General features: G+C 67.5%; 18 protein-coding genes. 4 read left to right on the forward strand and 14 right to left on the reverse strand.

Annotated elements, in window-relative coordinates:
* The first annotated feature begins 16 nt into the window (after positions 1-16).
* A complete protein-coding gene (locus CYFUS_RS03430; RefSeq protein ID WP_095983926.1) occupies positions 17-748 on the forward strand; it encodes a PP2C family protein-serine/threonine phosphatase in 732 nt (243 codons plus the stop codon).
* Here CYFUS_RS03430 and CYFUS_RS03435 read toward each other — a convergent pair.
* Together CYFUS_RS03435 and CYFUS_RS03440 are read right to left on the reverse strand one after the other, a co-directional pair.
* A complete protein-coding gene (locus CYFUS_RS03435) occupies positions 745-3,120 on the reverse strand; it encodes an FdhF/YdeP family oxidoreductase (protein ID WP_198316445.1) in 2,376 nt (791 codons plus the stop codon). The two genes, CYFUS_RS03430 and CYFUS_RS03435, sit on opposite strands and share 4 nt — an antisense overlap.
* A 134-nt stretch (positions 3,121-3,254) precedes the next feature.
* Entirely contained in the window at positions 3,255-3,644 is a 390-nt protein-coding gene (locus tag CYFUS_RS03440; protein ID WP_157758216.1) for a hypothetical protein, read from the reverse strand.
* A 381-nt stretch (positions 3,645-4,025) separates the two neighbouring features.
* On the opposite strand from CYFUS_RS03440, the gene CYFUS_RS03445 reads away from it, so the two are divergent.
* Positions 4,026-4,730 carry an endonuclease V gene (locus CYFUS_RS03445; RefSeq protein WP_095983928.1) on the forward strand — a complete coding sequence of 235 codons (705 nt, stop codon included), beginning with the start codon at positions 4,026-4,028 and terminating at the stop codon, positions 4,728-4,730.
* 131 nt (positions 4,731-4,861) lie between these two features.
* On the opposite strand, the gene CYFUS_RS03450 is transcribed toward CYFUS_RS03445, so the two are convergent.
* The 6 genes from CYFUS_RS03450 to CYFUS_RS03485 form a co-directional block, all read right to left on the reverse strand.
* The gene (locus CYFUS_RS03450; RefSeq protein WP_095983929.1) at positions 4,862-5,122 is read right to left on the reverse strand and encodes a hypothetical protein; all 261 of its coding nucleotides are present in this window, start codon (positions 5,120-5,122) and stop codon (positions 4,862-4,864) included.
* On the reverse strand, positions 5,119-6,255 hold the full coding sequence (locus tag CYFUS_RS03455) for a hypothetical protein (RefSeq protein WP_095983930.1): 1,137 nt from the start codon (positions 6,253-6,255) through the stop codon (positions 5,119-5,121). Before CYFUS_RS03455 ends, CYFUS_RS03450 begins: the two co-directional genes overlap by 4 nt.
* Positions 6,252-7,757, reverse strand: a complete 1,506-nt coding sequence (locus CYFUS_RS03460; RefSeq protein WP_095983931.1) for a DUF4331 family protein — start codon at positions 7,755-7,757, stop codon at positions 6,252-6,254. Before CYFUS_RS03460 ends, CYFUS_RS03455 begins: the two co-directional genes overlap by 4 nt.
* A gap of 18 nt (positions 7,758-7,775) precedes the next feature.
* Complete coding sequence (locus CYFUS_RS03465; RefSeq protein WP_157758217.1) at positions 7,776-9,464, reverse strand: di-heme-cytochrome C peroxidase; 1,689 nt, start codon at positions 9,462-9,464, stop codon at positions 7,776-7,778.
* A 502-nt stretch (positions 9,465-9,966) separates the two neighbouring features.
* Positions 9,967-10,728: a hypothetical protein gene (locus CYFUS_RS03475; protein ID WP_157758218.1), complete on the reverse strand. Its 762-nt coding sequence runs from the start codon at positions 10,726-10,728 to the stop codon at positions 9,967-9,969.
* Positions 10,729-11,304: 576 nt separating this feature from the next.
* Positions 11,305-11,901 (reverse strand): HD domain-containing protein, encoded by a 597-nt coding sequence (locus tag CYFUS_RS03485; protein ID WP_095983936.1) that lies wholly within the window; start codon positions 11,899-11,901, stop codon positions 11,305-11,307.
* A 159-nt stretch (positions 11,902-12,060) separates the two neighbouring features.
* On the opposite strand from CYFUS_RS03485, the gene CYFUS_RS03490 reads away from it, so the two are divergent.
* Positions 12,061-12,507 (forward strand): hypothetical protein, encoded by a 447-nt coding sequence (locus tag CYFUS_RS03490; protein ID WP_095983937.1) that lies wholly within the window; start codon positions 12,061-12,063, stop codon positions 12,505-12,507.
* Between the two features lie 5 nt (positions 12,508-12,512).
* Here CYFUS_RS03490 and CYFUS_RS03495 read toward each other — a convergent pair whose 3' ends face one another.
* Positions 12,513-12,986: a hypothetical protein gene (locus CYFUS_RS03495; protein ID WP_095983938.1), complete on the reverse strand. Its 474-nt coding sequence runs from the start codon at positions 12,984-12,986 to the stop codon at positions 12,513-12,515.
* Between the two features lie 123 nt (positions 12,987-13,109).
* On the opposite strand from CYFUS_RS03495, the gene CYFUS_RS03500 reads away from it, so the two are divergent.
* A complete protein-coding gene (locus CYFUS_RS03500; protein ID WP_198316446.1) occupies positions 13,110-13,835 on the forward strand; it encodes a hypothetical protein in 726 nt (241 codons plus the stop codon).
* A gap of 51 nt (positions 13,836-13,886) precedes the next feature.
* Here the strand turns inward: CYFUS_RS03500 and CYFUS_RS03505 are convergent, their stop codons facing one another.
* From CYFUS_RS03505 to CYFUS_RS03525, 5 genes are all read right to left on the reverse strand, one after another.
* Positions 13,887-15,647: a M1 family aminopeptidase gene (locus tag CYFUS_RS03505; protein ID WP_095983939.1), complete on the reverse strand. Its 1,761-nt coding sequence runs from the start codon at positions 15,645-15,647 to the stop codon at positions 13,887-13,889.
* A 102-nt stretch (positions 15,648-15,749) separates the two neighbouring features.
* Positions 15,750-16,592, reverse strand: a complete 843-nt coding sequence (locus CYFUS_RS03510) for a Hint domain-containing protein (RefSeq protein WP_232537340.1) — start codon at positions 16,590-16,592, stop codon at positions 15,750-15,752.
* 109 nt (positions 16,593-16,701) lie between these two features.
* Complete coding sequence (locus tag CYFUS_RS03515; protein ID WP_095983941.1) at positions 16,702-17,538, reverse strand: Hint domain-containing protein; 837 nt, start codon at positions 17,536-17,538, stop codon at positions 16,702-16,704.
* 57 nt (positions 17,539-17,595) lie between these two features.
* Positions 17,596-19,164 (reverse strand): M4 family metallopeptidase, encoded by a 1,569-nt coding sequence (locus tag CYFUS_RS03520; RefSeq protein WP_095983942.1) that lies wholly within the window; start codon positions 19,162-19,164, stop codon positions 17,596-17,598.
* A gap of 225 nt (positions 19,165-19,389) precedes the next feature.
* A complete protein-coding gene (locus CYFUS_RS03525; RefSeq protein WP_095983943.1) occupies positions 19,390-20,262 on the reverse strand; it encodes a hypothetical protein in 873 nt (290 codons plus the stop codon).
* Positions 20,263-20,299 lie beyond the last annotated feature (37 nt).

The following is a 20,299-nucleotide window of genomic DNA, read 5'->3' on the forward strand; positions in this document are numbered from 1 at the left end:
GTCTAAAAGGCATTCAATGCCCGTCACACCACGAATCGATAGTGGCGCCGCGACCCACATCGGCCGCCGCTCGAACAACGAGGACTCCTTCTGTCAGCGGCCCGAGCTGGGCTTCTTCGCGGTCGCCGATGGCCTGGGTGGCCACGAGGGCGGGGAAGTGGCCAGCCAGCTCGTGCTGCGCACGGTGACGGACTTCCTGGCCTCGGGGGCTTCCGGGGAGGAGACCCCCGAGCAGCTCCTGCTCGAGGGGGTGCGGCTGGCGCACGAGGCGGTGCGGGACCAGCAGCGCGGCAAGCTGTCCATGATGGCCTCGACGCTCACCGGGGTGCTGCTGCGCGAGGCCGAGGTGGTGGTGTGCAACATCGGCGACAGCCGCACCTTCCTGGTGCGTGACGGGGTGGTGCGGCGGCTCACGCGCGATCACACGGTCATCGCGGAGATGGAAGCGGCGGGGCTCGACACGAAGACCCCGTTCGCGTTGCGCCACCGCAACTCGCTCACGGGCGCGGTGGGCATGGAGGACAGCGTGGAGCCAGAGTGCGGCCGGGTGCCGTTGAGTTCCGGCGACGTGCTGCTCCTGTGCAGTGATGGCCTGTACGAGCTGGTGCCGCCGGAGATGATGGTCGAGCTACTGGCCCAGGGAGGCTCGGCGCAGGAAGTCGCCGAGCGGCTCGTGGCCCGGGCCTATGAGCGGGGCGGGACGGACAACATCACGGGCATCGTGCTGCGGGTGCTGGACAACGGCTAGGCCCCGGACGCCAGGGCGGGCAGCTCCACGGAGGGGGCGAGGCTGATGACGACCGACTTGGACGTCGGCGTGCGGCTCTTCTCCGCCATGCTGCCCAGGGGCACCAGCACGTTGGCCTCGGGGAAGTAGGTGGCGGCGCACCGCCGCGGAATGTCGTACGCGACCACGACGAACTTCCGCGCCACGCGCCGCTGGCCCTCGAAGTGGCTGGTGAGGTCCACCTCCTGCCCGGCCTTCACGCCCAGCTCCTTCATGTCCTCGGCGTTGAGCAGCACCACGCGCCGGCCGTTGTGGATGCCCCGGTAGCGGTCATGCAGCCCGTACACCGTGGTGTTGTACTGGTCGTGCGTGCGGAGGGTCATCATCAGCAACTGGCCCGGCTCCAGCGCCAGCCGCGGCATCTGGTGCACCGTGAAGTGCCCCTTGCCGTCGCGGGTGGTGAAGCGGCCCTCGCGCGGCCCGTTGGGCAGGGCGAAGCCTCCCCGCTCGCGCACCCGGCGGTTGAAGTCCGTGAAGCCGGGAATCGTCCGGGCGATGAGGTCGCGCACCCGATCGTAGTCCTCCACCAGCGCCTCCCAGGCCACCGCGTCCGCCGGCCCGAGCACCGCGCGCGCGAGCCGTGCCACGAGGGTGGGCTCGCTCAGCAGGTGCTCGGAGGCGGGGGGCAGGGTGCCGCGCGAGGCGTGCACCACGCCCATGGAGTTCTCCACGGTGACGAACTGGGCGCCACCGGCCTGGCTGTCTTTCTCGGTGCGGCCCAGGCACGGCAGGATGAGCGCCCGGCGCCCGGTGACGAGGTGGGCCCGGTTGAGCTTGGTGGACACGTGCACGGTGAGCCGGGTGCGGCGCAGGGCCTCGGCGGTGAGCTCCGTGTCGGGCGTGGCCGACAGGAAGTTGCCTCCCAGCGCGAAGAAGACCTTCACCTCGCCAGCGTGCATGGCCTGGATGGCGCCCACCACGTCGTGGCCGTGATGCCGGGGCGGCGAGAAGCCGAACTCCCGCTCCAGCGCGTCGAGGAACGCGGGCGGGGGCTTCTCCCAGATGCCCATGGTGCGGTCCCCCTGCACGTTGCTGTGGCCGCGCACCGGGCACAGGCCCGCGCCGGGCTTGCCGATGCTCCCGCGCAGGAGTGCCAGGTTGACGACCTCCTGGATGTTGCCCACCGCGTTGCGGTGCTGGGTGAGCCCCATGGCCCAGCACCAGATGACCTGGTCGGTCTCCGCGATCCAGTCCGCGGCCGTTTCGATCTGCTCGCGCGGGATGCCACTCTGCTCCACCACGTCGTCCCAGGACACGCCCGCCAGGTGCGCCGCGTACGCCTCGAAGCCGAGCGTCTGGCCCTCCACGAAGTCGCGCGCGACCACCGAGCCCGGCCGCTTCGCCTCGCGCTCGAGCAGCGCCTTGCCCAGGCCCTGCAGGAGCGCCACGTCTCCGTTGATGCGGACCTGGAGGAACAGGTCCGCGAGCGCCGTGCCCGCGCCGAGCACGCCGCGCACCGTCTGCGGGTGCTTGAAGCGCTGCAGGCCCGTCTCGGGCAGCGGGTTGATGCTGAGGATGCGGCAACCCTGGCGCTTGGCGGCCTCGAGCGCCGTGAGCATGCGCGGGTGGTTGGTGCCCGGGTTCTGCCCGATGACGACGATGACCCGGGCCTTGCCGAAGTCCTCGAGCGTCACCGTGCCCTTGCCGATGCCGACGGTCTCGTTCAGGGCGGTGCCGCTCGACTCGTGGCACATGTTCGAGCAGTCCGGCAGGTTGTTGGTGCCGAAGCGCCGCACGAAGAGCTGATAGAGGAAGGCGGCCTCGTTGCTCGTGCGGCCCGAGGTGTAGAAGCACGCCTCGTCCGGCGAGCCGAGCGCTTGCAACTCGCTGGCGATGAGCGCGAAGGCCTCGTCCCAGGACAGGGGCTCGTAGTGCGTGGCGCCCTCGCGCAGCACCATGGGGTGGGTGAGCCGGCCCTGCTTGCCCAGCCAGTGGTCCGTCTGGGCGGCCAGGTCCACGAGGCTCCACTGCTGGAAGAACGCGGGCGTCACCCGGGCGGTGGTGGCCTCCTCGGCCACGGCCTTCGCGCCATTCTCACAGAACTCGAAGGCCGAGCGGTGGGCGGGGTCGGGCCACGCGCAGCCCGGACAATCGAAGCCGTGCGGCTGATTGACCCGCAGGAGCGTCTGGGCGCCGCGCGCCACGCCCATTTCCTCCCAGGCGTGCTTCAGCGAGGAGAGCACCGCCGGCACGCCGCCCGCGGCCGTCGAGGGCTCGCCGATGCGCAGCGGCTCGGGGACGATGGGGGGCTGGGCGCTCGGAAGCGGCTCGGAGGGGGTCGGGCCGTGCTCGTGGGACTGCGCCGTCCGTGCCGAAGGGGGTGTAGCCGCCATGCGCTCCTCCTCGCGGGTCCAGGACAGGGACTACGGCGGACCCAGGGAGTTGGAAGTCTACCGCTCCCAGCGTGGCGCGAAGAGGCTTGCCCGCCTGGCTGGCAGGAGCGGTTTCCCGGCCCATCAGCGTGTCTTCACCAGCCCCACCCTTTCTTGAAATGAAGACCCACGTCAGGACAGACAAGGTGCCCACTGATGAGCGTCGTGAGCTTCCAGACGGCGCCCTGGTAGAGCGACTCCTCGCGAGAGAAAAACACGTCGGTCTCGGGTGAGTACCTCCTGCCTCGCGACTGGCCCTGTCCCCGAAACCAGCGGGCGAATTCGTAGCGGCGCCAAGGCTCCACTTCGTCCAGTCCAAGCAGGGCCCGAAGATCTTCGAAGAGGCCGATCAACTCAGCCCCCCGCCTGGAGGCCACCTCTTTGGATGAAACCTGGTTGAGGTCGCTCGCGACAATCTCCTCCAGGAGTCCATCAATGAAATTGCCCTCACACGGCAAGAGCCACTCGCGGTTGACAAGGCTCACGCTGTCTGTCCATCCCGACAACGACAACCATTGCTCCAGCTCCAGTGGCGAGCCGCTCGCGCATGGCGAGTGATGGGATGTTGAAACATCGAGCCAATACTTGCCCGAAACCTCCGTCTTGCTCCACTGCCCCCACTCTCGTGCCACCCGCGCCTCCATTCTCTCGTAGGGAGAAGAGACTGCTCCCACCGCGTCTCGAGCTGCTCTGCCTGCCGCGGGTTGAGCATGCGCGGAGAAGTCCTGGAGGTCGAGCTTGAGCAGGACGCGCTTGCCCCAGTTGGGGGCGAATGGGGGCTCGCTGGCGAAGACGGCTGTGCTCCGGCGGGGGAAGGACTAATCTGGGAGGTAGTGCGAGCGGGTTGACCTCAAGAGGAGGGTGGAATGGAACGGCATTCCCTGCATGGCTGGGACCTGACGCCGGCCCAGGCGGTGGCGCTGCAGCGGGAGTTGAAGGAGCGCGTGGTGCTGCGTCCGCCGGAGGGACTGAAGGTGGAGAGGGTGGCGGGGGCGGACATCTCCATGAGCCGGGGGGAGGACTGGGCGTCCGGGGGCTTCGTGGTGCTGGACGCGGAGACCCGGGCGCCGGTGGCCCGGGCGAGCGCGGTGACGCGGCTGGGCTTTCCCTACGTGCCGGGGCTCTTGTCCTTCCGGGAGCTGCCCGTGCTGATGGAGGCGTGGGCTCGGCTGGAGGTGCGGCCGGATGTGATCATCTTCGATGGCCAGGGCACGGCGCACCCCCGGCGCCTGGGGCTGGCGTGTCACGGGGGCCTGCTGTTCGGGGTGCCCTCCATCGGCTGCGCCAAGTCCCTGCTGGTGGGCGAGCATGGGCCCCTGGGCGAGGAGCGCGGCGCGGTGGCGGACATCCTCCATCAGGGCGAGGTGGTGGGTCGGGCGGTGCGCACGCGGCGCGGCGTGTTGCCCGTCTACGTGTCGCCGGGACATCTGATGGATCTGCCCACGGCGGTGGAGTGGGTATTGCGGATGACGTCGCGCTACCGGGAGCCGGAGACGACGCGGCACGCGCACCGGCTGGTGAACGAGGTGCGGCGCGAGGCGCTCGCGGCGCGGGCGTCCTCCCGCGAGTGAGCCCCATCCCTCAGCGGGCGGGCCGCAGGGTCTCCAGCACGGCGCGGTGTTCTAGGCGTCGAGCATACAAAGTGCGGGAGAGCCACAAAACCGGGGCAGGCTCACACCCCTTCTCTTCTTCTTATGCTCGGTCAACGCCAGGCGGCCCGCCACGACTGGCTGATGCTGATCCACACCTGGTCGTGGCCAGGGTCGGAACTCACGGGCCCCTCCGACGCGCCATCGTCCGGACGACTCCATCCGGCGATCCCGAAGGTAAGGCCGTTCGCGTCACTGGCCGGTTGAGGCGAAAGCGAATCCGGAACCAAAGTGAGGGGAGACAGGAGATTCGCGACAGCGGGCACCACAACGCACGCTGAGCCGACGAGGAACGTTCTGCGGTCGATCATCATGCGGACTCTCCACGCGCCAGCGGCGAGAGCTGGAACGCCTGGGTGCGGCCCCAGCGGTTCGTCGCGTCCCAACGAATCTCCTCTGCAGCGGCCGCTTCACCTGCGCCGACCGCGATCGCGTAGGCCTGCTCGAGCGCTCGCAGCGTCGGCCGATTCGCGACGTTGATGCGGGCGAGGTCGAGTGCCTTCCGGGCGTCGTTGCCGCGGCCGGAATAGAACTCCGCGCCGTGGTCCGCGAAAGCGAGGAGGTGCCTCTCCAGCAGACGTTCGAACCCGGACCGCGCCGCCTCCAGGTGCGCCTCTGCCTCGACGAGCCTCCCGTCCGCGGTCAACGCGTCGGCGAGTCGCCATCGCACCTCCGGGTCGCCGCTCGCCACCGCCGGAACCAGCAGCGCTTCCGCGTCGAGCACCTGGCCAGCGCTCGAAAGGATCTCCGCGAGGTGCACGCGCGCCTTCACGTAGCAGGGAAGGTAGGAGATGGCTCTTCGGTACCACTGTGCTGCCCGGTTCGGCTGTCGATCGGGGACGAGTTCCCCCCACAGCACTCCGAGCTGGAAGCAGGCCCATGAGACCGCGAATGGCGAGACCTCCCGGTACTCACGCAGGGCGCGCCGATACAGCGCGTCGGCCTCCGTGAACTCGCGCAGATCGGCGAGCAGCGCGGCCAGGGGCACCAGCTCGTCCAGGCGCCCGGACGCCGCAGCCAACCGCCGCCTGCTCTCCAGCACTTGCTCCTGGCGCGTTCCGCAGGCCTGGTCGATGCTCAACGCGAGCCGGTTGACTGCCTCCGGCGGCGCTCCTCGGCGCGCGGCCGCGGACAGGTGCTCTCTGGCTTCCTCAAACCGATGCGTCAGCGAGGAAAACTGGGCGTGGATCAGCGCCGTTCGACCGGAGCCTGGATCTGCTTCATCGAGCTGGCTCACCATCGTCTCGAGTCGGTCGATTGAACCCGCATCGCCCAGGAACTGCGCCGTCAGCTGTTCCTGCTCGAACAGGCCCTCGGCGATTCCCTCTCGATTCGGGTCGCGCGAGAACCGCTCCCAGGCACGCCGACGGGCGCTCTCCAGGTTGATCAGGGCGATCGCGCCGTCGGTCACAGGGACGAGATCGGTCTCATTGTCCGGATCGATCACTTCGACGCTCCAAAGCGCGGCTTCAGGCTCTCGAGCCCTGTCTTCAGCAAGGTGGAGACGATGGTCCTCACCACAATGTCGGGTTGTCCATTTGCGAGGAACTGCGCGCGCCATGCGACGGAGCTGCCGGTGCCGCTCGGCTTGACCTCGATCGTCCCCGTGTAATCCGAAGCGGGAATCCCACTGACGTTCGAGTAGCGATAGGTCCGCTTCGCCTCGTCGATGGCCTCGAGGCGTTCGATGATCTGCTTGCCGTCGATCGTCTCGATGGTACGCAGCTGCCCGATCCCCTTCCCGGCAAGCTGGATGCTGGCGATCAGGGGATGCCACATCCCGCCGAACTGCCCGATCACCGCCCAGACCTTCTCCGGCGCGGCGGCGAGGTCCACTCGCTCCGCCACCGTCTGCAGCTCCGTGTTCGGCTGGGCGAAGTACGGGAAGGCCTTGGTGCCGGGCTTGGTCGCGCCGGTCGCTCCCCCTTGCAAGAACTCGCGGTCGTGGTTCACCAACCAGGTGAGCAGGATGTCGATCACGTTGGCATTGACGGTGCGACCGCCGCCGGTCTGGTAGGGCCGCCCCAGGAGCGTGCTCTTCTCGATCTCCAGGTGGCTCTTGTCGGTGGTCGGCTTGGCGACGTCGAACACCAGGAAGTCGTCGAGGAAGACGTTGGCATTTGCCGCCAGCGCCTCCGGAGTCCAGTCCGCCTTCCCGTCGCGCAGGTCCCAGTTCGCGATGCTCTGCTTGAGGCGGTTGAGGAAGAGGGGCTGGAGGTCAGCGGGGATCGCGAAGGGCGTCTGCTGGTTCCAGAGGTCGCGCAGGTCGTCCGTTCCGGCGAGCCCCGGATTGTTGAGCCGCATGTTGGTGTGCTCCGGCCGCCCGATCCAGTCGATGCGCGGGGGCGGATGGCCGATCAGACCTCCCGGCTGCGGGATCGGGACCGTCTCGGCGATGGCTCCGAACAGCGAGCCGCTCGCGCTGTCGAGGACCTTCTGCGTGTCGAACTCCACCACCATGCAGAGCACATTGTCGTGCTGGAGGAGGTTGGGGGACTTCTTCAGCGTCGCCGGCAGCCACGCGAGGAAGAACGGGTCGGAGCGCAGCCCCGCGAAGACGCGGAAGACGCCATCCGGAGTGGAGGCCCCCTTCTCGTCATTGACCGTCAACTTCAGCGCCCGACCGTCGGGCAGGGAGCAGGTTCCGCGTTGCACGGGCTTCCCGCCCGAGGCGCTTTTTTCGAGCACGTCGAAGCGGAAGCTGAAGCGAACCTCCTTCTCGTCCGCCTTGAACTTCGCCGCATTTCCGATGCCGGCGACGGTCACCCGGCGAACGACGAGCGAGTGATTGATCGCGTTGGAGAACACCGCCTCCGCGCCAGCCGACGGAAAGACGTTCGCGGCCAGCACCGTCCGGCCCGCGTTCTCAGGGCTGGTGAACGCGAACAGATCGGTGAGGTCCCCCGCGGGGTCTCCGATCGATCGCGGCCCGTCCACGTGGTCTGACATCTGGGTTCCCCCCCTGCCTCAGCGAGCCGGGCTCGCCGGCGGGCCACCGAAGGGCGTGACCCGCCCGGCCTGCTCGGGAATAGACTTCAGGTACTCGATGATCGCCCAGCGCTGCTCGTCAGACAAGCGCGGGCCGATCACGCCGTTCCCGAGAGGACCGTCCTCGAAGGAGTGGCCGGCGTTCGAGTTCCCCCTCAAGGTTGTGTCCAGGAGGAAGGTGCCCGACCGGGTGTCGAGCCCCACCTTCACCGGATCGAACTCGCGCCCGACGTAGAACTTCTTGGTGCGCTCGCTGGCGGGGAGCAGCAGCTCGTAGAGGTTGGGGACCGAGCCGTTGTGCAGGAAGGGCGGAGTGGCCCACACCCCGTCCCGCGGAGCCGCCTTGTAGACGGCCATCGGCTTCGGCGGCAGCGGGAACTCGCGGTATCCATGCAGATCCGCGGCCTGGGCATCAGTCAGCTTGAGCTTCGAGAGCGCCTTCGCGAGGACCGCCTCCTGAAGAGCTTCGTAGAGCTGGTCGGTCGGAATCACCTTCTCGCCTTTGAGCGGCGGCGGCAGTTGGTCGCTGAGCTGACCGGTGATCGCATAGGGGCGCAGAGCGTCGAACTGTCCCTTATCGGTGCCCACGTAGGACTGAGGCACCAGCCCCACCAGGAGGAAGCGCTTGCCGTGCTTGTTCGGCTCCGTCCAGGTGTAGGGCCAGGCGTTGTGGCAGTCCGCGCAGATGGAGATGAAGAGCGCCTTGCCAGCTTCTGCCTTCTTGCGGTCGATCTTGCCGAACACCTCCTCCGGCCATTGGGGGGGCGCGAGGCGGGTCAGCAGGTTCTCGATCTGCTGGAGATTCGAGATCGCGGCGTTCGAGTCGAAGAGCCCCTCCGAGGGACTCTTCGACTGAAGGTCGACGTCGAGGAACACCCCCATCGTCTCGGTCAGGTTGCGTTGAATCGGGTCCTGTTGCACCCCGCGCCACTGTGTCCACGTCGCCTGAGGGGCGTTCCAGAGAAACGGAGGCTTGGTGGGCGCGAGGGGGGTGGACGTGTTCTCGGGAATGCCGGTCAGCGTCGCGGTGAGGCGATTCACGATCATCGCGATCGCGTCGATCCGCGCGGGCCCCCAGGTAATGGCCGAGGCCAGGGTGCGGGTGCGGTACTCGTGGACCCGAGCGGCTTCTCTCTCGAAGCGCTTGCGCAAGTCGGTCTTTGCCTCCGGGCTGGAGGCTTTGAGGCGCCCCGCGAGCCGGCCGAACTTGGCTGAGTCGGCCAGGGTTGCCTGCAGCGCGTCATCGAGGGCCTGGACGTAGGCCATCATGTCGAAGGTGTTGCCGACGCCTCCATCGACGCGGATGCGCTTGCCCTTGAAGTTCAACTGGGTGTTGTGACAGGCCGCGCAGGTGATGCCGACGTAAGTCCCCTTCGAGCGACCCTCGGTGACCACCGTCTTCGCTAGGCCGATCGGCAATCCGTCGGGGTTGTTTCGGGGGTTCGCGGCCTGGGTGATCAACCCGTAGCGGTCGCTGTTGGCATCCGACCGGAAGAGGTCCTGGCCGGTGGCGACCTCCAGGTTCAGGAAGAGGTCATACGAGAGCGCCGTCGAGCCCTGCGAGACCTGATAGTACCACTCGCGGTCCTCCTTCGACCATCCCTGGTCGAGGTAGATGACAGGAGCAGGCTGGGCGGTCGCAGGTGCCGCGAGCAACAAGATCAACACCGGAAGCGCCGCAACGGAGGACGAAGGACTGCTGACGCGTCTTTGCATAGAGGTGCCCCCGATCGCGGGTAACCGCGGGTCGGCAGCGTATTGCGTGCGACCTTCCGCCGTACCTGTCCTCACGCCTGAGGGGATTGAGCAGTAGGTGACAGGAAGCGGAGGTTGTAGCTCCGGGCGATGCCCGCGAGGGCTTCGCAGCGCCCTACTCGTACAGCCCCTTGTGGAGAAGTCTCACAGCCCCTTGGGGTACACGTCGGCCCAGGCCGCCCTCCCATGAGGTGCGCGGCAGGGGCCTGGCTTTCTTGGTCCTGGCGGCTTGAGCCTCAACACCCCGTGGCCTGGGGTGGCCCTCTCTCCTGAGCACACCCTCGCCGTCCGGGAGGCGCGCCACTGCGCGGGGGCCGTCAAAAGGTGCGTCGAGATGCCCATCATCACCGGCGGGGTGAAGGGCCTGGGGGCGCATCGCGACTGGGCGGCGTGCCCTGGAGATCGCCGCGGGACGCTACGGCGGGCTCTGATCGGCGACATCCGGCGCGCAGACCGCGGGCTGGTTCGGGTGGCTCGTGCACTCGAACCTCTCCGCGCAGGGGGCTCCGCCGTCAGGCGAGCAGACGGGGCGGCAGCGGTGAACGGCACAGGCGGTGCCTTCGGGGCACGGCGGCTTGCCCTCCAACTCGCATGTCTGGGAGCACTGCATCCACACCTCTCCAGGCGCCCAGGGATAGGTCCGCGCCGAGCAGTCCTGTCCCGGACCACAGGCGACGGCCTGGCAATCCGTCCCATGGACCTGAGCGCAGACGGAACGCTTGCCGCCCACGTCGATGCAGCGCTGCCCGTCGGGACAGGCCCGTCCCTCGCAGGTGGGTTGACACACCGCTCCCTCTCGGGACGCATGGCAGAAGAAGCCCTCGGGACAGGTGGCGGGGCTGCCGGGCGTGCAGGGTCGGCCACACCAGCCCTGGCACAACAACCCCCGTTCGCAACCCGAGTCCGACTCGACGGTCAGGACCTCGCACTCCTCCCCTTCCTTCCGGTCTCCCACCCGAGAGCAGGCCTTGAGCAGCGCTCGTTCATCATCCGCCGTGTAGGTCTGGCAGGAAAAACCTTCCGGACATTCTTTGTCCGTCATGCAGCGGCTGTCCGTGCAGTAGCTGGACTGGAGCACCATGCTGAAGAAACAACGGAGTCGGGGATCGCAGTCGCTGTCGTTCTGGCATTCCCGGCCATAGGTGAGCGTGCCTTCCCGTTCCACGGGGTGGAGCATGGGGATGACCACAGGCTCCTGAACGCGGGACGTCTCCTGAAGGGTTTTCATCAGCATGAGGGCGCAGAGCCCCAACAAGGGAAGGGGGAGGAGCAGCGTTCCCAGCACCGCGAGCCCGGTTCGGAGGCGTCCTTTCATGTTCGAGTCTAGTCCCTGCAACTGGGAGGGCATCGGGTGGAAGGCAACGTGCCTTCGGCGAAGTCACATCGCTCCGCCCATTCCTTGTCGGACATCTGGCAGGCCGGTGGCCGCCGCCGTGAGCGCAACCCGTCCTGGATGTCCTTCGCCATCGCCCGGTCGATGGTCCCCCCTTCCCGCCACGTCTCCGGGCAGGCCGTGCACAGGGCGAGTATGAGGGACATCAGCGACCAGCGCGTCATGGAGACCCCCCCTTCGGCTCCAGCTTCTCATGGTGTCGGCCATACGGCGCTCCTTCCGATGCCCTCCCAGGTGGGGAGGGGCGTGCCAGTCCTCCGGGACCCGGAGGGCCGCGTAGACTCGGATGTGGGCATTCGAGTTGCGCTGGGCGATGAGCCCCTTGTTCTCCGCGAGGGCGAAGCGAGTGAGCCCCGTCCCTCAGCGGGCGGGCCGCAGGGTCTCCAACTCGGCGAGCAGCGCCTGGAGTTCGGGCGTCTCCAGCACCTTGTGCACCGAGGCGAAGAACTGCGACAAATCCCCAGCGCCCTGGTGCTCGTAGACGGTGGCCTGTAGACCCATCTCCAGCCGGTCCACCTGGCGCACGAGCCGGGCCTCGAAGGACGTGCCCTGCTCGTACTCCTCCCACAGGGCGAGGGAGTCGGCGCCGCGGGGCAGCTCGGAGAAGATGCGCTGGACGGCCTCGCGCTCGCGCCGCTGCTTCTCCTCGCGGCTCACGCCGTCATGGGGGGTGATGTCTCCGGCGCGCGCCTCGCCCACGTCGTGCAGGAGCGCCATGCGCACCAGCTTCGAGGCATCGGCCTCGGGAAAGCAGGTGTCGGCGAGGAACAGGCACAAGAGCGCCACGAAGAAGGAGTGCTCGGCCACGCTCTCGCAGGTGGCCCGGGGGATGCCCACGCGCAGCCAGCCCTGGCGGTAGAGCTGCTTGAGGTGGTGCAGCTCGAAGTAGGCCTCGAGCAGGGGCAGGGTGCGCCGGCCCTGGAGCAGCGCGATGGAAGGAGCGGCCTTGGTGTGCATGGGCGCCGAGGCTAGCCGCGCGCCGGAAGCGGTGTGGGGAAAGGAGGAACGAGCCTTTCGGCACCCCGGGGGGACCCTTCTTGCCCTTCCTCCCTTGAATTACTTTCTATTCTGGGTAGAATTTGATTCCGGTGTTGAACTCCCCAGAGGGACGGCGGCATGAAAGACATTCGGCTCATGGTGGTGCTCGCGTGTGTGGGTGTATCGGGCGTGGCGCAGGCCCAGCTCGCCCTCCGTTGCACTTCGGATGACCGGCTGACGACGTTGGCGCAGAAGAAGGGCCGCAACGCCTGGGCGCGCAAGTGCGGCTACATCAGCACGACCCGGGAGGCCAATCTCAACAGCTTCAGCGAGTACCAGGTGTTCGCCAACGGCTGCTTCACCCAGCCGTGCGCGCCGACGGCCAACAACTGTGTGTACTTCGTTCCCGCCTCGGAGTACGCGCCCTGCATCGGGGGACTGACACCGGTCGGCTCGTGCGATGCCCGCCTGGAGGGTGCGCCATCCGATACCATGCTCGCGGACATTGCCTCTCCGGCCACGCGCTACCTCTGGGCCGCCGCGCCGAGCCTGGACACCCTGCTCGGCGCGCGTCCCACTTCCTGAGCGTGCTACAGCTCCCGGACGTTGGCCTCCTCACGCACGAGGAGGCGGCGGTGGAGGTAGGCCCACAGGGCCTGGGGGAGGGAGTCCGCGGTGAGTTCTCCGTGCTGCTCCTCGAGGTTCTCCCCCGGGGCCGCCGGCGCGAAGGCATTCACGCAGACGCCAATCTTGGTGAGTTGATCGAGCGGGACACAGGCCGCTGACTCCGAGATCGGCACGTGGACGTAGCAGCTCGAGCCCGGTGCGACGTTCGGGTACGCGTAGCAGCCCTGGAAGAAGACCAGGTACTCGCCTTCCGCGTTGTAGTACGCCTCCTTCGCGGGGGTGATGAAGCCGCACTTGCGTGCCCAGGCATTGCGCCCGAGCCTCACGGTCTCATTCAAGAGGACATCATCCACCCGACAGCGCTCGTAGATCTGCGCCATCGCGGTGGAGGACATGCCCACGAGGGTGAGCAGGACGGCGGAAAACAATGCCTTCATGGTGACTTCCTTTCTTTTGATCCGGCTTTACTGAGATTTCCATTATAAAGGATTTTTCTGTCCTGGTTTATTTTTCCAGCCATTCTGAGGTACAGAATATCCACCACATTGCAGGAGGTACGCATGAAGGCGTGGCTCGCGGTGACACCGGCCCGGAATTCTCATTCACGCTCCCCATTCAAGAAGGTGTCGGTCTCGGGCGGGCTCGTGCTCGCGTTGACGGGCCTGCTCCTGGGGGGATGTGGTCCCAACCTGCCAGGAGAGGCTTTGGAGCCGGAGGGCCTGGCGCGCTCCCGCGACGCGCTGGTGGAGATGTGCCCCGCCATTCCGCTCGCGGCGGATGAGCAGAACCTGCTGCCGTCGTACTGCTACTACTGCGGTGACGGCCTGTGCTACGGGGAGACCCAGAACAGCTGCCCGGAGGACTGCGGCTACCCCTCGTACTGTGGAGATGGGGTGTGCAGCCCCGCGGCCGGCGAGAGCGATTTGAACTGCGCCTCGGACTGTTACTGCGGCGACAACCTCTGCAATGGCAGCGAGACCGTCAACACGTGCCCGCGCGATTGTGGCTGCCCCAATCAGTGTGGCAACGGGGTATGCAACAACAACGAGTCGACGGTGACGTGCTGGACGGATTGCGGCACCCGGTGCGGTGACGGGGTGTGCAACGGTGGGGAGAACGGGAGCAACTGCGCCCAGGACTGCAGCTATTGCGGCGATGGCATCTGCCGCTCCCCGGAGACGCGCTACAACTGCCCGGATGACTGCGGCGGCGTCTATTGCCTGTCGGGCCGTGAGGTGAACGGCATGTTGCCCATGTGCCCGTTGGAGCCGGTACCGGCACAGTAGTGGGCCGGGCCCCGGCCCCGGCGTTCGCGCCGGGGCCGGTCCTTGGGAGGACTACAGCCTCCAGCGGATGGGCTCGGGCTCCGCAACGAGGCCCATGAGCTTGCTGTTGACGAACTTGTTGTAGGGGTCCACCACGAAGCCCGAGGGCTCCCAGCCGTCACCGATGGCCACCTCCACCGACACCTCCTTGTTCTGTCCCGTGAGCTCGAACTTCGCCAGTCCGATCCTCTTGTCGGTGCGGTCGTGGAACGACACCTCGACCTCCACGTAGCCGGGGTAGTAGATGTCGGATTGCTGCAGCACCTTGAAGGTCAGCTTGCCATTGGTGCGCTTCCAGCCGTTGTCCACGTAATAGGGCCAGTTCGGCTCGCCGCTCCGCTTCACCCAGGCGTTGAAGTAGGGCGTGAGGTCCTTTCCCGACGCGTTCTGCATGGCCACGCGCAGATCGTCGATGCTCCGGGCCGCGGACGCGGACAGGAAGCTCTTGATGCCGGCGAGCACCTTGTCCTTGCCAATCAGCGGCTCCAGTTGCAGGAAGAGGATCATCGGCCCCGAGCCGTACGTGCTGTTGACGAAGGTGATGTAGTTGGGGGCGGGGTTGTCTTGCGGCTGCAGGTAGTAGGTCGCCGACCGGGCCAGGCGGTCCCAGTACGCGCGCGTCTGCCCGGCCTCGCCACCGCGGTATTGCTCCTCATAGAGGTACGTCATGTAATCGGCCAGGGCTTCCTTCCAGGCGAAGTCCCACTTGCTGGACAGCGTGGTCCGGTTGCCCGCCCACTGATGCACCACCTCGTGCATGAGCGTGTGCATGGTCATGTTGGCGTAGTCCTTGCGCAACAGGGGCAGATCGTCGCGAAGGATGATGTTGGCCGGGTGCTCCATGCCCAACCACTCCGTGGGCCCGCTCGCGATCCGCAGCTCCGAGCCGTAGGGCAGTGCACCCAACTGCTCGGTGATCCACCCGAGGAAGTGCGAGACGTCGTTCCGGTTGAGCGCGGGGATGAGCCGGCCGTTGGGGACCTCATAGAACTTCACGTTCACGGGTGAGGTCAGGAACTGGGTTTCCACCCAGTTCGGGTTGGAGGCGACGGCGAAGGACGAGTAGGTGGGGGCTTTGGTATTCGCCGGCAGGTCGCACCGGGTCTGACGGTTGCTCGGCGTGGTGCGCACTCCGGGACAGAGCACGAGCTGATTCTCCGGGTGATCCACGGTGAAGGAGACGCGCGTGAGTTGATCCGCGGCGTCGTCGCACGGCCCGAACAGGTCGCACGACTCCACCCATCCCAGCAGGTACGTGAACTGGCCTCCCGAGAAGTCCTGGCGCCTGGAGAAGCCGACCTGGCTGTAGTCGTACGTCGCCTCGGGGACGGTGTAGGTGCTCTTGATGATCGACGGCCCCCGGGTGCCGTCCACATCCGAAGTGGAGCAGATGTTCAAGTGCTCATTGGACCAGTTGAAGCCCTGCAGCACGGAGGTGCCACCCCATTGCCAGGAGACGTTCTGGACGCTGGCGGGCCCGGGAATGCTGAGGCAGTCGATGGTCTCACTCGGTTGGACCACGAGTTCCGAGCTGGCCTGCCGGCTCGTGAGATCGATGCCATATTTATATTGGAGGACGTTGTACTGGCGATCGCCGATGATGTCCTGTCCTTGGACGCTGGGCTCGCAGGTCGTGTTGGAACACCCATCTCCAGGAGTGGGCTCCGTGTCTGGAGCTCCGCAACCCGAGCCCAGCACGCCGCCGAGGAAGAGAACGGTGGAAAGACGTCCCCGTGCGCGGGGCTTGTAATCAGTGCTGGCAACGACCCTCATGGGTGAGTCCTTTTGAGATGGGGCAAGGTTCAGGGACTTCAAAACAGCCCACCCGCCCGGGAAGGCGCACCGGGCGGGTGGGGGAATGGAACAGGGATGGGACTAGAGGCCCTGGACGTCGGCTTCCTCGCGGGTGGCGAGGCGGTAGTGGATGTCGGCCCACTCGTTCTGGAAGCGCACGGAGCCGGTGAGCAGGCCTTCCACGTCGAAGATGTTCTCGGCCTTGTCGTGGCTGGAGGGCTGGACGTTCCAGACGTAGCCCTTGAAGCGGAAGACGTTGATGTCGGAGATGGCGACCTTCTGGCCATCGGAGGCGAGGAGGAACTCACCGGGCTTGAGGGACTTGGCCTTCACGACATTGCCCTCGCCGTCGACCATGGGGTGCTCGGAGGTGACCTCGAGGGTGACGCCATTGGCGAGGTGGAGGGAGAAGACATCCTCGATGGTGTCGCCGGCGATATAGGCCCGGATGGGCTGCTCGGAGAAGGTGGGGGCGAGCAGCGTGGCCGCGGGGGTGAGGGCGGTGACGGTGGGCGCACCGGACTCGAGGGCCTCGGGGATGGGCATGTGCTTGCCGCCGAAGGACACCTTCTGGGTGGGGGTGAGGCAGCCGGTGACGCAGGTGCCCAGCTTGCTGATCTCATTCAGGCCAATGCAGGCGGCATTGGCGTCGGCGGGGATGAACCTGGCGCAGGAGGAGCCGGCGATGACGCTGGGGTAGGCGTAGCAGCCCTCGAGGAAGACCTGATACTCGCCCTCGGAGTTGAGATAGGCCTCCTTGGCCGCGGAGATGAAGCCGCACTTGCGTGCCCAGGCGTTGCGGCCCTGGGCGAGGGTGGCGTTGGTGAGCTGGTCGTCCAGGGTGCAGCGGGTGGCGAGCTGGGCCATCGCGGGAGAGGAGATGCCCACGAAGGCGAACACAGCGACGAACATCGATGCTCTCATCTTGTATCTCCTTTGTTACGAATTACTCGATTTACTGTTTTATGTTTTTTGAGACGGGGAAGGTGCCGGCCCCGGCGGCGAGGCCGGGGCCGGTGGACGGGGCGGTGGACTACAGGCCGCCGACCTCGAACTCGTCACGCAGGGACAGACGGTAGTCGTCCGCCGCCCACTCGTTCTGGAAGCGCACCGAGCCGGTGAGGAAGCCCTCGGCGCTCATGACGTTCTCCGCCTTGTCGGTGCTCTGCGGACGCACGTTCCAGACCTGGCCCTTGAAGTTGAACACGGTCACGTTGGAGAGGGTGAGCGCCTTGCCATCCGCGCCCATCAGCGTGTCGCCCACCTTCAGGGTCCGCGCCTTCACCATGGTGCCATCGTTCAGGAGCATGGGGTGCTCGGCGGTGACCTCGAGGCTGCGCCCCTCGCGGGTCTTGAGCAGGAAGATGTCCTCCTGCGTGTCACCCGCGACGTAGGCGCGGATGGTCTGGTTGGCGAAGGACAGCAGGCCCGGCTGCGCCGCGGGCGTGAGGGCCGTCACTTCCTTCATGCCGTTGGCGTAGGCCTCCGGCACGGGCAGCTGGCGGCCCGCGAAGTCCACGCGCTGCGAGGGGGTGAAGCAGCCGGTCACGCAGCTGCCCAGCTTGACGAGGCCGGCGATGCACGCCGCGGCCTCGTTGTCGGGCACGTACTGGGCACACGTGGAGCCGGGCTGCACCGTGGGGTAGCTGGCGCAGGCGTTGGTGTAGACCTGATACTCGTTCTCCGAGTTGAGGTACGCCTCGCGCGAAGCGGAGATGTAGCCGCACTTGCGCGACCAGGCATTGCGGCCCTGCGCCGAGGTGGTGGTGGTGAGCTGGTCATCCAGCGAGCAGCGGGCGCTGAGCTGGGCCACGGCGGAGGTCGAAACGCCCGTGACGACGAGCATGAGCGCGGGAATGATGTTCTTCATGTCTCTTCCTTGTATGGGTGTTGGGTGTGGGGTGTTGCACTTCGTCCGAGGCGCCGCCTACTGCACGCCCACGGCGCTCCAGGCATCGCGCACGGCCTGCACCACCGTGGCGTCGTAGCGGTCCTGCGCCGCCTGGACGGTCCAGGCGCGCGCCTGGGACATGGTGGTGGTGGAGGTGAAGTAGTTGGCGTTCGCGTGGTACCAGGTCTGCGCCGCGCGGTTCATGCCCACGCCGGTCACGTTGACGCCCGTCTTGCCGCGCGGGTGCGTGCCACCGGTGACCAGCAGCTTGAACACCAGGTTGGGGATGCCGGAGTTCCAGTGCACGCCCCCGTTGTCGGAGGTGCCCGTGTAGCGCTCGGGGTAGTAATCCTTCGACGAGCCGTCCTGCGTGGGGTTGTTCATGTAGCGCAGCGCGTCCCCGCCGATGCCCGGCGTCCAGATGTACTCGCCGATCTTCCAGATGTCCGCGTCGACGGCGCCCCCGCGCGACCAGCTCGAGCAGAAGGCCGCGGCGACGTCCGACAGGCTCTCGTTGAGCGCGCCCGACTCGTTGCGGTAGGCGAGCCCCGACTCGTACTGCGTCACGGCGTGGGTGAACTCGTGCGCGACCACGTCCAGGTCCCGGCCCAGCTCGCCCGAGTTGGCGTTGTCGCCGTCCCCGAAGGTGATCTGCACGCCATCCCAGTACGCGTTGACGTAGGCCTGGCCGTAGTGGACGGTGCTCTGGATGCGCCCGCCGCGGTCGTCGAACGAGTCACGCCCGAACAGGGTGTCGTAGCAGTTGTAGGTCGTCCCGATGAGGTTGTAGTTGGTGTCGACGTGGTTGTCGCCCGTGGCGCCGCCGCCCTCGCTGCGGCGCAGCGTGCCCGGCGTGCTCCAATCGTTGTTGGCCGAGTAGAGGGCCCGGTTGATGGAGTGCAGCTGCGGGCGCACGTCGAGCACCTCGCCGGACAGGGCGCTCACATAGACCAGGTCGCGCGCGGGCTCGCCCTCGCGCGTTCCCACCACCGTCACCTCATAGGCCGGGGACAGCTCGCCCTGGGCGCTCAGGAAGTAGACCGGGCCGGGCGTGCCCTGCGCCGTGAGGCCCGTCTCCGAGCCCACGGCGGCCCGGGCGGCGGCCTCGAGGGACACCCGCTTGAGGGTCGTCGGCTCGCTGGCGCCGCGCGCGTTGCCATTGGCCGCGAACACCTCTCCCGCCTTGTTGACGTGGAGGAGGAGCTCTCCGCCCACCACGCGCAGGCCGTTGCGCGTCTGGTCATAGCGCACGTGGGTGAAACCGAGGTCATCCGTGCGCACCGACCGGAGGCTCAGCTCCTTCGTGCTCAGGCGGAACGCCGGGGCGACCCGGTCGAGCACGGGCCGCAGCGCCTGGTGGGCGAGCTCACCCGAGACGCGCAGCCCCGGGGCGGTGAAGGAGGTGTCCACCTTGCCGAAGCTGCCGCGGATGAAGGTGGGCACGTTGCCCGGACCCATGTCCACCAGCTCCACCTTGCCCAGCGCGCTCAGGGCCGCCTGCACGTCGTCGCCCGCCTGCTGCTGCGTCTCCGGGGCGTCCCCACACGCCGCGCCGAAAGCCACACAGCAAGCTCCGATGAGTCCCTGCTTCCAATTCTGGATCACTGACTTCTCCTTGCGTCGAGAGGTACAACGTTGCCTTGCCGCCACGACGAACTCGTGAAACGGGCGCACCCGTGCCGTTCCGGCCCGACCGGTGTGCGCCCGGGTGTTTTCAAGGGGGATTCCGGTGCATGTCTCCCTTTCGCCCCGGACCGGGGCGGACGAGCGGAGACAAGAGGGGACCGGCTTACAGCTGCGTCTACACGACTTCGACTGCCAGATGCGTCCTCAGAGGTGCCGCGTCAGCCGCTTCACCTCGTCCATGCTCGCGCCCGACTCGGACAGTCCCGCGAGGAGGGCCTCGCGCAGGAGGCTCTTCAACTTCGGGTTGTCGAGCTGGGCGTAGGAGTCCACCGCGAGCTGCCGATCCAACTGGGCCAGCCGGAAGAGCAGATCGAACTTCTCCCCCACCAGCCCCTTCTTCGCGGTGTCGGACAGCGAGCTGTCCACCGGCTCCATCAACAACGCCACCATGGTATCGCGCGCGCTGGGATCCTTGGGGGCCAGCGAGTGGAGCATGTCGATCATCGACATGCGCTCGAGCACCGCCTCTGGCTTTCCATGCATGAAGGAGGTGCCCGCGGGCAGCTCGGACAGGGACGTGGGGTCCGTCAGCTCCTCCTTCAGCGCGGCGAGCTGCGCCGGGCCGCCCTGCGCGAACTCCTCCAGGAACTTCTCCTCGCGGAAGAAGGCATTGAAGCGCCCGTGGCGGAACTTGTTCGCCGCCTGGCGCACCTCCTCGCGGCGCTGGGCCATCGTCGGCTCCTGCCCCGCTGCCACCTCCGCCGTCGGGGACGGAGCGGCCGGTGGGAGGACGGTGGTTCCCGGGGAGGAGGCGCTCGCCGCGGAGGTGGCCGGCGAGGCTGGGGTAGAGCGGGCTCCCGCGGCCGTGCCCCTGGCGGCGTTCGTGGCCCGTGCGCCGGGGGTGGACGGCGTGCCGGACTCTCCGGCGGCCGGAAGCTCTCCGGACGTCGGAGCCGACCGGGTGAAGAGGGCATAGGAGCCCGCGCCCGCGAGGACGAGGATCGCGAGGCCCGGACCGCCCCAGCGGCTCCAGCGCAAGCGTGGCGTGGCGTTCTGGTTGTCGTGTCGTGCGTTCACCTGGACAACTCCTTCTTCAATGGCTCGAGCGCGGGGA

The sequence above is a fragment of the Cystobacter fuscus genome, assembly GCF_002305875.1.
Classification (GTDB): Bacteria; Myxococcota; Myxococcia; order Myxococcales; family Myxococcaceae; genus Cystobacter; species Cystobacter fuscus_A.